The 11807-nt window shown below is 70.9% G+C and carries 10 protein-coding genes; 5 read left to right on the forward strand and 5 right to left on the reverse strand.

All coding sequences use genetic code 11. The features are described 5' to 3' along the window. Positions 1-7: 7 nt before the first annotated feature. Positions 8-1945 carry an NPCBM/NEW2 domain-containing protein gene (locus Q9G87_RS38685; RefSeq protein ID WP_305921547.1) on the forward strand — a complete coding sequence of 646 codons (1938 nt, stop codon included), beginning with the start codon at positions 8-10 and terminating at the stop codon, positions 1943-1945. A 9-nt stretch (positions 1946-1954) separates the two neighbouring features. Then, positions 1955-3547, forward strand: a complete 1593-nt coding sequence (locus Q9G87_RS38690) for a beta-N-acetylhexosaminidase (RefSeq protein ID WP_305921548.1) — start codon at positions 1955-1957, stop codon at positions 3545-3547. Here the strand turns inward: Q9G87_RS38690 and Q9G87_RS38695 are convergent. Next, on the reverse strand, positions 3544-4038 hold the full coding sequence (locus Q9G87_RS38695; RefSeq protein ID WP_452451154.1) for a DUF2087 domain-containing protein: 495 nt from the start codon (positions 4036-4038) through the stop codon (positions 3544-3546). The genes Q9G87_RS38690 and Q9G87_RS38695 overlap by 4 nt on opposite strands. A 17-nt stretch (positions 4039-4055) precedes the next feature. On the opposite strand from Q9G87_RS38695, the gene Q9G87_RS38700 reads away from it, so the two are divergent. Next, entirely contained in the window at positions 4056-4619 is a 564-nt protein-coding gene (locus tag Q9G87_RS38700) for a hypothetical protein (protein ID WP_305921550.1), read from the forward strand. 129 nt (positions 4620-4748) lie between these two features. Here Q9G87_RS38700 and Q9G87_RS38705 read toward each other — a convergent pair whose 3' ends face one another. Together Q9G87_RS38705 and Q9G87_RS38710 are read right to left on the reverse strand one after the other, a co-directional pair. Next, positions 4749-7256, reverse strand: coding sequence for a DEAD/DEAH box helicase (locus Q9G87_RS38705; RefSeq protein ID WP_305921753.1), 2508 nt, complete (start codon positions 7254-7256; stop codon positions 4749-4751). A 36-nt stretch (positions 7257-7292) separates the two neighbouring features. Beyond that, positions 7293-8558, reverse strand: a complete 1266-nt coding sequence (locus tag Q9G87_RS38710; protein WP_305921551.1) for an acyltransferase family protein — start codon at positions 8556-8558, stop codon at positions 7293-7295. A gap of 333 nt (positions 8559-8891) precedes the next feature. Between Q9G87_RS38710 and Q9G87_RS38715 the strand changes: the two genes are divergently transcribed. Both Q9G87_RS38715 and Q9G87_RS38720 read left to right on the forward strand, forming a co-directional pair. Further along, positions 8892-10139 (forward strand): sensor histidine kinase, encoded by a 1248-nt coding sequence (locus Q9G87_RS38715; RefSeq protein WP_305921552.1) that lies wholly within the window; start codon positions 8892-8894, stop codon positions 10137-10139. Further along, on the forward strand, positions 10130-10777 hold the full coding sequence (locus Q9G87_RS38720) for a response regulator transcription factor (protein WP_305921553.1): 648 nt from the start codon (positions 10130-10132) through the stop codon (positions 10775-10777). The genes Q9G87_RS38715 and Q9G87_RS38720 overlap by 10 nt, the downstream gene beginning before the upstream one ends. Positions 10778-10908: 131 nt before the next feature. Here the strand turns inward: Q9G87_RS38720 and mihF are convergent, their stop codons facing one another. Together mihF and Q9G87_RS38730 are read right to left on the reverse strand one after the other, a co-directional pair. Continuing rightward, entirely contained in the window at positions 10909-11214 is a 306-nt protein-coding gene (gene mihF, locus Q9G87_RS38725) for an integration host factor, actinobacterial type (protein ID WP_127934572.1), read from the reverse strand. Positions 11215-11317: 103 nt separating this feature from the next. Continuing rightward, positions 11318-11722, reverse strand: a complete 405-nt coding sequence (locus tag Q9G87_RS38730; RefSeq protein ID WP_305921554.1) for a GlcG/HbpS family heme-binding protein — start codon at positions 11720-11722, stop codon at positions 11318-11320. Between the last annotated feature and the right edge of the window lie 85 nt (positions 11723-11807).

An 11807-nucleotide genomic window follows, 5' to 3' on the forward strand; every position in this document is an offset into this window, starting at 1 on the left:
GACTCCCATGCGTACGATCACGGCCGCCGCCGCGGCGGCCCTCCTCGCCCTGCCCTTCGTCCCGTTATCCAGCGCCGCCGACGCCGTGTCCGGACCGCCGATGGGCTGGAGCAGCCGTTCACTCGGCTGCTCGGTCTCCGACGCGTCGGTACGGCAGGCCGCCGACGCCCTCGCGCCGCTCGCCCCGCTCGGCTACCGGTACGTCATCGTCGACGACTGCTGGCTCGCGCCCCAGCGGGCGGCCGGCGCCCTCGCCCCCGATCCCGCCCGTTTCCCCGGCGGCGTCACAGCGCTCGCCGGCTACGTGCATGGCAAGGGCCTGAAGCTCGGCCTCAGCCTGTCGGCCGGCACCAAGGCCTGCGCCGGCGGCGGCCCCGGCTCGTACAAGAGCGAGGCCGCCGACGCCGCCCAGGTCAAGGAGTGGGGTGTCGACTACGTCAAGTACGACTGGTGCAACATCCCTGCGAGCGACTTCCCCGGCCAGAACGTCCAGCAGATCGGCCAGACCCTCTACCCGCGCATGCGCCAGGCCCTCGGCGGCGACATCGTGTTCGCCATGAACAACGAGGACGGCAGCACCGTCCCGTGGCTCTGGGGCAAGGACGCGGGCGCCACCACCTGGCGCACGAACGTCTACAACCGGCCGATCGCCGACGCGTACGCCACCATGGTCGACATCTGGGAGTTCAACCAGCTCAGGGCCGAGTACGCGGGCCCCGGCAGCTGGGCCGACCCCGACCTCCTTCAGGCGGGGCGCGGCGGGATGACCGACACCGAATACCGCACTCAGGTCACGCTCTGGGCCATGGGCGCGGCCCCGCTGATCCTGCAGGCCGACCCGGCCAAGGCGCCGCCCGCGATCGTCGGCAACCCCAAGGTGATCGCCGTCGACCAGGACACGCTCGGCGCCCACGGCCGGCTCGTGAAGAGCGACGGCTGGTACCACGTGGTGTCCAAGCCCTTGGCGGGCGGTGACCGGGCGATCGCGCTGTTCAACGAGAGCGACCGCGCGGCCACGATCTCCACCCGGCTCGGCGCCTCCCGTTACCGGGTCGAGGAGTTGTGGACCGGTGCGGTCACCTCGTCGGCGGGCGAGCTTGCGGCGCAGGTGCCCGCGCACGCGGCCCTGCTCTACCGGGTGAGCGAGAGCCGCGAGCAGGCGCCGCCGCTGGTGACGTTCGAGGCCGACCCGCCTGCCTTCCTCGGCGCGGACCGGCCGTCGGTGCTGGAGCCCGGCCGCACCGGCGAGATCGTCACCCGGGTCACGAACACCGGGGCCACCGCGCGGATGCGCGACGTCGAGGTCACGGCCGCCGCACCGCCCGGATGGCAGGTCACCGCCCGCACACCGGCCAGGACGAGCCGGCTCGACGGCGGGGAGACGTTCACCGTGACGTGGGCGGTCACCCCGCCGGCCGACGCCGCGCTCCAGAACCACGATCTCACCTTCTCGATGGGCGGCCAGAGCGCGACCGCCGTCGTGACCGTCGCCAAGTCACCTGGGGCGGGGCGGACGTACCTGAGCGACCTGGCCTGGACCAGCGTCAAGAACTACTTCGGCCCGGTCGAGAAGGACACCAGCAACGGCGAGCGGGCGGCCGGCGACGGCCGGCCGATCACCATCGAGGGCGTCACGTACGCCAAGGGTCTCGGCACGCACTCGCCGGCCGAGATCGAGTATTACGTCGGCGGGCGCTGCTCGGCGGTCGAGTTCCAGGCCGGGATCGACGACGAGGTCGGCGCGGCCGGCTCCGCCGGGTTCGAGGTGTGGGCCGACGGCGGGCGGGTGGCTTACTCGGGGCTGCTCACCGGCGCGATGCCCGCCCGCAAGGTGACCGCCTCCATCGAAGGTGCCCGATATATCCGGCTGGTCGCGACCAACGGCGGCGACAACGCCACCTCGGACCACGCCGACTTCGCCGACGCCACCGTCACGTGTAAGTAAGGAGTGTTGATGATCGTTCCCAAGCCGGTACAGCACGAGTCCAGGCCGGGCTCGTTCGTCCTCGACAGCCGGGCCACGCTCAATGCCGATCCGGCGCTCGCCGAGGTGGCGGCCTGGCTGCGGGGCGAACTCGGCCCTGTCACAGGTGGCGAGCTGCTGCCCGGTCCGGGGACGATCACACTCACGCTCGGCGACCTGCCGCCGGAGGCGTACCGGCTGACCGTCGGGCCACGGGTCGAGATCGTCGCGGGCGGGCCCGCCGGGGCGTTCTACGGGGCGCAGACGTTCCGGCAGCTGCTGCCACCCGCCGCCTTCAGGAAGGCCGCGACCGGCCCGTTCACCGTGCCCGGCATGTACGTCGAGGACGCGCCGCGCTTCCCGTGGCGCGGCTGCCTCCTCGACGTCGCCCGGCATTTCATGACCAAGCACGACGTGCTGCGCTTCATCGACCTGCTGGCGCTGCACAAGCTCAACGTGCTGCACCTGCACCTCACCGACGACCAGGGCTGGCGGATCGAGATCAAGCGTTACCCCCGGCTGACCGAGGTCGGGGCATGGCGCAGGGAGAGCCAGACCGGCTGGAACGGCGCCATGGACGGCCGCCCGCACGGCGGCTACTACACCCAGGACGACATCAGGGAGATCGTCGCCTACGCCGCGCGGCGGCACGTCACGGTCGTCCCCGAGATCGACCTGCCCGGGCACACGCAGGCCGCCATCGCCGCCTATCCGGAGCTGGGCAACCTCGGCACGCCGCTGGAGGTGCGCACCACCTGGGGCGTCGGCGTGAACGTGCTCAACGTCGACGACGCCACGATCGCGTTCTTCCAGAACGTGCTCGACGAGGTGCTGGAGCTCTTCCCGAGCCCGTACGTGATGCTCGGCGGCGACGAGTGCCGTAAGGACCAGTGGCGGGACAGCCCCGCCGCGCAGCGGCGCATGGCCCAGCTGGGGCTGCGGGACGAGGAGGAGCTGCAGAGCTGGTTCGTCCACCGGTTCGACGACTACCTGACGGCGCGCGGCCGCCGGCTGGTCGGCTGGGACGAGATCCTCGAGGGCGGCCTCGCACCCGGCGCGGTGGTCGCCTCCTGGCGCGGCGAGCTCGGCGCGGTGGCCGCCGCCAGGAGCGGCCACGACGTGATCAACTGCTCCAACACGAGCCTCTACCTGGACTACCGGCAGGGACCGGGGGAGGAGGAGCCGATCCCGTTCGGGACGGTGCTGACCCTGGAGGACGTCTACGCCTTTGAACCCGTCCCCGAGGAACTGCGCGGCCACCCCGCCGCCGAGCGCGTCCTCGGCGCCCAGTGCGGGATCTGGACCGAACTGATCGACTCCAGCCGGCACGTCGACTACATGGCCTTCCCCCGGCTCGCCGCCTTCGCCGAGACCGTGTGGAGCCCCGCCGAACGGGATCTGGCCGGCTTCCGCGAGCGGCTGGCCGAGCATTTGCCCCGCCTGGAGGCCGCCGGCGTCGAGTACCGGCGCGCCGAGGGTCCGCTGCCCTGGCAGCGGCGGCCGGGGGTCCCAGGGCGGCCGGAGGACCCGGAACGGTGGCAGGCCAAGCTCGACGCCTGGACCAGCAACCTCCGCACGCTCTAAAGATGCACGGGGCCGCCGCTGCGCCAGTAGACGTTGTCCTCCCTGGACAGCAGCCCCTCGTCCACCAGATACCGCCGCAGCGCCGCGTAGTCGTCGTGGAAGGCCCGCAGCGCCACGTTCACGTCCTTCTCGGGGTAGCGCATCCCGGGCTCGAACACCATGGCGATGTAGCGCAGCACGACGAGGCGCTTGTCACGCCGCATCGCCAGGGTCGTCAGCCGCCCGTCCACCAGGAACGTGCGCAACACCCGCTCCTCGGCGGTCAGCTCCTCGACCGGCTCGGCCCGCGCCCGCAGCAGCTCCTTGAATCGCTCGGGCGTGGCCCGCCACTTGCCGCTCTCGTCGCACGCCGCCAGCCCGCCGGCGGCGAGTTTCCCGAGCGTCTTGGGGGAGAGCCCCTCGGCGTCACCGAGCACCAAGGAGGCGAAGGCCCGCAACGTGTCGTCCTGGTAGAGCAGCCCGAGGACGCGCCTGATCTCTTCGTCGCTCACCCTTACCATTTTGTCCCATGATCACTGCACTCATCCTGGCGGCCGCGGTCGCCATCCCCAGCAATTTCCTCCTGTACGAGAAGGCCGCCGCGAAGAAGGACGACGACCCGGAGACCAGCTGGTCCGCCAGCAGCAAGAAACCGGCCAGGTTAGTCGTCAACCCGTGCCAGAAGGGCACGCTCGGCCAGAGCGGGCGCACGGCGGCCAGGACGCTGACCTACACGGCCGTGCCCGACTACTCCAAGTCGGAGCAGGTGATCCTCTACGCGTCGGCGGCGGCCGCGGGCAAGGCCCTGCGGGACCTGGAGGCCGCCGTACGGGCCTGCGGCACCAAGACCTACCGCTACTCCGCCGCGTCCGTGAGCCTCGGCGACAAGGCGCTGAAGGTGACCGGGCAGGCCTACCAGGGCACGAAAGCGGCCGTCGGCGGCGAGCGGGCGATCGTCGCCCGCCGCGCGAACGCCCTGATCGTCTACACCGTGTCCGGCGAGTGGGGCAAGCCCGCCGCGTCCGACTTCAAGCAGCAGACGAAGGACGCCAAGCGCATGCTCGCCAAGGTGTGTGCCATCGCCGACTGCTGATCCCAGGGAAATGTCTCGATCTTGCGACATTGCCATGACACGACGTCGACGTTAGGCGGAGGACCATGAATCGACAGGCGTGTGCCGGGGCGCCCTTGCCAGTCCGTTCCGGCACACGGCTTGTCACTTCTAGAGCCGGTTGAGCCCCTGCACGTGCAGGACGGCCCGGCCCTCCTCATCCGACGCGGCCAGGTCCACCTGGGCGTCGATGCCCCAGTCCCCATCGCCGGCCGGGTCCTTGATCGTCTGGCGTAGCTTCCAGAACCCGCTCTCCTCCTCGATCCGCAGCAGCGCGGGCCCGCGCGCGTCCGCATCGGTGAAGATCTCCTCGTGGTCGGCGTAGTAGGCGTCCAGCGCCGCACCCCAGTCCACGTCCGGAGCGAGCTCCTCCAGCTCCTCCTCCTTCTCCAGGGCACACAGCTCGACCAGCCGGAACATGGCGTTGCGCACCAGCACGCGGAAGGCCCGCGGGTTGGCCGTGACCGGGCGCACCTTGGCCTCGAGCTGCTCCTGCTGCTCCAGCGCCTCGGCCGGGTTGGTCAGCTTCTCCCACTCGTCGATCAGCGACGAGTCGACCTGCCGCACCAGCTCGCCCAGCCACTCGATCAGGTCGACCAGGTCGTCGGTCTTGAGGTGCTCGGGCACCGTGCGCGACAGCGTCCGGTAGGCGTCGGCCAGGTAACGCAGCACCGTGCCCTCGGAGCGGGCCAGCTCGTAGAACTGGATGTATTCGCCGAACGTCATCGCCCGCTCGTACATGTCGCGGATCACGGACTTCGGGCTGACGGTGTAGTCGCCGACCCACGGGTGGCCGCGCCGGTAGGTCTCGTAGGCGCCGAGCAGCAGGTCCTCCAGCGGCATCGGGTACATGACCTCCGCCAGCTGCTCCATCCGCTCCTCGTACTCGATGCCGTCGGCCTTCATCTGCGCGACCGCCTCGCCCCTGGCCTTCTTCAGCTGCGCCGACAGGATCTGGCGCGGGTCGTCGAGGATGGACTCCACGATCGAGACCATGTCGAGCGCGTACGACGGCGACTCGCGATCCAGCAGGTCGAAGGCCGCCAGCGCGAACGTCGACAGCGCCTGGTTGAGCGCGAAGTCCTCCTGCAAATCGATCGTCAGCCGGGCCCTGCGGCCCTGCTCGTCGGGCTCGCGGAACTGCTCGACGATGCCGCCGGCCAGCAGCGACCGGTAGATGGCGATGGCCTGGCTGATGTGCCGCCGCTGCCACTTGCGGTCCTCGTGGTTGTCGGTCAGCAGGTGCTTCATCGCCTGGAAGCAGTCGCCCGGCCGGTTGATGACCGCCAGCAACATCGCGTTGGTGACCTTGAAACGCGAGGAGAGCGGCTCGGGCTCGGCCTCCTGCAACTTCTGGAACGTGTCCTCGCTCCACCCGACGAACCCCTCGGGCGGCTTCTTACGGGCGTAGCCGCGCCGCCGCTTCGGATCGTCGCCGATCTTGGCGAGGGCCTTGGCGTTCTCGATGTCGTGCTCGGGGGCCTGGCAGGCCACGTAGCCGATCGTGTCGAAGCCGGCCCGGCCGGCCCTTCCGGCGATCTGGTGGAACTCGCGGGCCCGCAGCCGGCGCACCTTGTTGCCGTCGTATTTGGACAGCGCCGTGAACAACACCGTCCTGATCGGCACGTTGACGCCGACGCCCAGCGTGTCGGTGCCGCAGATGACCTTCAGCAGGCCCGCCTGCGCCAGCCGCTCCACCAGGCGGCGGTATTTCGGCAACATGCCGGCGTGGTGCACGCCGATGCCGTGGCGGACCAGCCGCGACAGCGCCCGCCCGAACCTGGTCGTGAAGCGGAAGCCGCCGATCATCGTGGCGATCGCCTCTTTCTCGGCCTTCGTCGCCATGTTGATCGACATCAGGGACTGGGCCCGCTCCATGGCCGCGGCCTGGGTGAAGTGCACGACGTAGACCGGCGCCTGCCCGGTCTTGAGCATCTCCTCCAGCGTCTCGTGCAGCGGCGTCATCCGGTAGGAGTAGACCAGCGGCACGGGCCGCTCGGCGTGCTTGACCACCGACGTCGGCCGCCCGGTGCGCCGGGTCAGGTCCCGCTCGAACATCGCCATGTCGCCGAGCGTCGCCGACATGAGGATGAACTGCACGTTCGGCAGCTCCAGCAACGGCACCTGCCAGGCCCAGCCGCGATCGGGCTCGGCGTAGAAGTGGAACTCATCCATCACGACCTGGCCGATGTCGGCGGCGGCGCCGTCGCGCAGCGCCACGTTGGCCAGGATCTCGGCCGTGCAGCAGATGATCGGGGCGCCCGGGTTGACGCTGGCGTCACCGGTCATCATGCCGACGTTCTCCGTGCCGAAGATCGCGCACAGGTCGAAGAACTTCTCCGACACCAGCGCCTTGATCGGCGCGGTGTAGAACGTGCGCTGGTCGCGCGTCAGGGCCGCGAAGTGGGCGCCCGCGGCGACCAGCGACTTGCCCGACCCCGTCGGCGTGGCCAGGATCAGGTTGCTGCCGGAGACGACCTCGATGAGCGCCTCCTCCTGGGCCGGATAGAGCGTGAGCCCGCGCTCGGCGTTCCACGCGACGAACGCGTCGAAAATGGCGTCGGGCTCGGCATCGATCTCTTCGGGGAGGCGGTCAACGAGTAGGGTCACGCTCTCTATCCTGCCGAAGTTTCCTCGGTGGTCGAGCCCATCTCCTTACACTCCGGCCCGCGGCGCCGTCATGAGGAGCCCGCCAAGCACGGCCAGCACGGCCAGGAACGGGCCGCCGCCGGGCGCGAAACCGCCGACGGTCAGCGTCAGCACCCCGCCGCCGGCCAGCGCCGCCGCCGCCAGCGTGCCGCCCCACCCGCTCATGCCGTACGGCAGCGCGGGCGGCGTCTCGAACCTGGCGAACACCTTGGTCAGCGGCCACATGACCAGGCACAACAGCCCGAACCAGATCGGCCACCCGGCCCACCAGAACGCGCTGCCCGGCGCCGGCGTGTCGATTCCCAGCAACACCACGACCACGCCGGTCACCGCGAACAGGGCCGGCATGTGCCACAGGTACATCGTCATGACGCGCGGTCCCGCCCAGGCCAGCAGCCGGCGCGTGGGCAGCCGCACCAGCCACGGCCGCAGCAGCACGGCCAGCCCGATCTGCCCGGCGCCCACGGCCAGCATGGCCAGCGTGGGCGGCGCCATGTTCGACACCTCGGCCCCCGGCAGGCCGATCATGCTTCCCGGGTACGGCCCGTACGCCACCAGCAGCGCCGCCGCCCCGAACCCGCCCGCGGCCAGCGCCCAAGCATGGCGCAGCCGCCCGTCGGCGTAGAAGAAGCCCAGCTGGTGCACGGCCAGCCACACGAACACCACGTTGATGAAGCCCACAGCCTCGAACCCGGCCGAGAACCGCGCCACGTCCGTCACGACCGCCCCGGCCGCCAGCACCGCGGGCACCCGCCAGCCGTGCCGCTCGTGCAGGCGCAGCGCGTACGGCGTAGCCAGGACGGCGATCAGGTAGACGGCGAGGAACCACAACAGCTGGCCGGTCAGCCGCGCCCCCACCTCCAGCGGCTGCTCGGGCACCCCCAAGGTCAGCAGCACGTGGGGGAGCGGAATCCACACGGCCGCCAGCGGCAGCAGCGGCCAGACCAGCCGCCGCAACCGCGCCGCCACCCACAGCGGAGCGCCCCCGGCCGAGCGGCCGAAGCTGATCGCGTTCGCCGCGCCGCCCGCGAAGAACACCAGCGGCATCACCTGGCTGAGCCAGGTCACCACCCACACGCCCGGGGTCGCCAGCGCGTTCCCCGTGGTCAGCCGGACACCGTCATAGGACAACACGGGAATCGTCCAGTGCTGGAACACGATGAGCGCCATGCCCAGCACGCGCAGCAGATCGATGAACGGGTCCCGCGTCGCGGCCGGCTTGGCGCGCGGTTCCGCGGCTACGGCTACGGGGCGGTCCAGCAGGACGGTCATGGGGAGCCTCGATTCGGACGGAGCGGCGAGCCTGGGGCGGAGAGCGGTAGCTTGCGTGACCAGCGGAGCCCCGTGCGAGCGCGACCATAGACACAGAGCGGCGAGCCTGGGGCGGAGAGCGGTAGCTTGCGTGACCAGCGGAGCCCCGTGCGAGCGCGACCATTGGACACAGAGCGGATGACTCAAGGCTCTCGCCGGAGAGGCCGCGGCACAGTGACGCAAGCTGCCGTCTCGCAGGCGGATCACACCACCGGGCGGGGTAGGGCCAGCACCACCCCCGCACACCGGTCCGCCTTCTCGTCACGTCCCGGGCGAAGCCCTACCGTGAAGGTCATGCGCTCCCTGACAAGGCGTGTCCTCCTCGACACCCGCTACACGCTGGTCGGCTTTCCCACGGCCGTCATCGGATTCGTCCTCATGATCGCCGGCTTCTCGGCCGGCGTGGGCACCGCGGTCGTGTGGATCGGCGTGCCGCTGCTGGCCGGCACGCTGATGGTCGCCCGCGGCTTCGCGGACGCGGAGCGCGGCTGGCTGTCCGACGTGCTCAAGCGGCCCCCCGTCCGCCCGCGCTACAAGCCCGCCCCGCCCGGCGCGGGCCGCTTCCGCCGGCTGATCAACCCGCTGACGAGCGGCCAGTCCTGGCTCGACCTGCTGCACGGCATCCTGAACTTCCCGTTCGCGATCCTGTCGTTCGTGCTCACGGTCGTGTTCTGGGCGATCCCTCTGGCCGGGCTGACGTGGCCGGTGTACGGGTTCATCACCATGCGGATCCCCGGCAACACGGAGCTGCCCGAACTGCTCGGCCTCGGCGACGGCTACGTCGTCAACTCGGTCTTCTACCTCTCCATCGGCCTGGTCTCCACGCTGCTCATGCCGGTCATGGTGCGCGGGGCCGCGCTGATCAGGGCCGGGCTCGGGCGGGCGCTGCTGACCGGGGTGGCCGAGCTGCAGGAGCGCATCGACGACCTGGCCGAGGGCCGCGCCGCCGCCGTGTCCGCCGAGGCCAACGCGCTGCGCAAGCTGGAGCGCGACATCCACGACGGGCCGCAGCAGCGGCTGGTGTCGCTGGCCATGGAGCTGTCCAGGGCGCAGCGGCAGCTGGCCAAGGACCCCGAGGCCGCGCAGGCCACGATCAAGTCGGCGATCAGCGCCACCCGCGAGACGCTCGACGAGCTGCGGGCGCTCTCACGCGGCATCGCCCCGCCCATCCTGTCCGACCGCGGGCTCGCGCCCGCGCTCGCCGCCCTGGCCGGGCGGTGCACCGTACCCGTCGATCTGGACGTGCAGACCGTCGAGCGCTACCAGGCCGCCGTCGAGAACGCCATCTACTTCGTCTGCGCCGAGACCCTCACCAACGTGGCCAAACACAGCCGCGCGACCATGTGCACCGTGCGGCTGCAGCGCCTGGGCGACGTGCTCATGCTCACGATCGGGGATGATGGGGTCGGCGGCGCGCACGTCGCCAAGGGACATGGTCTCGCCGGGCTGGCCGACCGGCTCCGCGCCGTCGACGGGGAGCTGACCGTGCAGTCGCCGGACGGCGGGCCGACGTTGATCGTGGCGGAGGTGCCGTGCGGGTAGTCGTGGCCGATGACGCGGTTCTGATCAGGGAGGGCCTGGTCAGGCTCCTGGAGGAGTTCGGCTGCGAGGTGGTCGCGACCGTCGGGGACGGCGACGGCCTCGTCGCGGCGATCGCCGAGTACAAGCCCGACGTGTCGGTGGTCGACGTGCGGATGCCGCCGTCGTTCACCGACGAGGGGCTCAAGGCGGCGGTAGAGGCGCGGCGCAGGGTGCCGGGCGCGCCCGTGCTGATCCTGTCGCAGTACGTCGAGGTCTCCTACGCCGACGACCTGCTCGCCGACGCCCGCGGCGCGGTGGGCTACCTGCTGAAGGATCGGGTCGTGGACGTCGAGGAGTTCCTGGAGGGCCTGCGGCGGGTGGCCGCGGGCGGGACCGTGTTCGACCCGCAGGTGGTGTCCCAGTTGATGGTGCGCAGGCGCAAGGACGACCCGTTGGCGCAGCTGACGCCGCGCGAGCGCGAGGTGCTCGAGCTGATGGCCGAGGGGAAGTCCAATCCGGCCATCGGGCGGCAACTCGTGATCAGTGACGGAGCCGTCGAAAAGCACATCAGGAGCATCTTCAACAAGCTCGGTCTCTACGCGGAGGACGGCGACCAGCATCGCCGGGTTCTGGCCGTCCTGACCTACCTGCGTTCCTGAGAGGGTGGTCCCTCGGCTCGGCCCGCCGGACGAGCGGGGCGGCTCGCCGCTCTCCGGCCCCTCCTTGCCTGGTGCCGAGGGGTCGCCGGCCGGTCCGCGCGACGCTGCGCGCGGACCTGGCCGCCCGGGGATTAGCCGAGCGCCTCGACCAGCTTCTTGCGCTGCTGGGCGCCCAGGCCGCCGAGGCGGCGCTTCTCGTCGACGCCCGCCTCCTCCATCAGCGCGGTGGCCTTGGCCGGGCCGACGCCCTTGACCGCGCGCAGCGCCTGAGACACCTTGATCTTCTTCGCGATGTCGTCGTCGCGCTCCAGCAGCTGCGAGAAGGTCATCTCGCCGGCCTTGACCTTCGCCAGCAGCGCAGTGCGGGCGGCGCGGGCCTCGGCGGCCTTGGCCAGCGCCGCTTGCCGCTGCTCGGGGGTGAGAGTGGGAAGTGCCATCTCTGTTCTCTCCTCGGGGAGTTTACGATCGGGATTCTGTTACCCGTGGTGCAGTGGCTAATCATGGCGGATACCAGCGGTGTGTGTTGCGGAAAGCGCTCGCTCACCGTGTCCGCCACACCACCGCGGCCGCTTCGGCGCACACCACGTCCTGCGCGACCGAGCCTCCGCTGACTCCTACGCCGCCGACCACACGTTCTCCCTCACCGTAGTCCGCCCACAGCGGGATGCCACCTCCTACGGCGACAAATCGCTCGCGCGGCAGGCCTGCCAGCTCCCCTCCGCGGGCGAGGTGCCGGGCCACGTCGGCGGTGTCCCTGCGCAGGGCCACCGAGGTGTACGCCTTGCCCGCCGCGAGGGCCGGCCCCGAGATCTCCGCACCGTCCATACGCTGGAAAGACACCAGATTTCCGCCCTCGTCCACGACCGCGACGGAGATCGACGCGCCCTCCCTGATCGCCTGCCTCAGGGCGGCCTCGGTCATGCGGAGCGCGAGCTCTAGATTCACGCGTTTCGTCCCTCGGGTCATGATTCTTTCGCGCATCGGACCCTTCCATGGGTACAGGCCCGCCCCACGCCCCGCAAGATCGCTC

Origin of the sequence: Nonomuraea turcica (genome assembly GCF_030718205.1) — a bacterium.
Taxonomy (GTDB): Bacteria; Actinomycetota; Actinomycetes; order Streptosporangiales; family Streptosporangiaceae; genus Nonomuraea.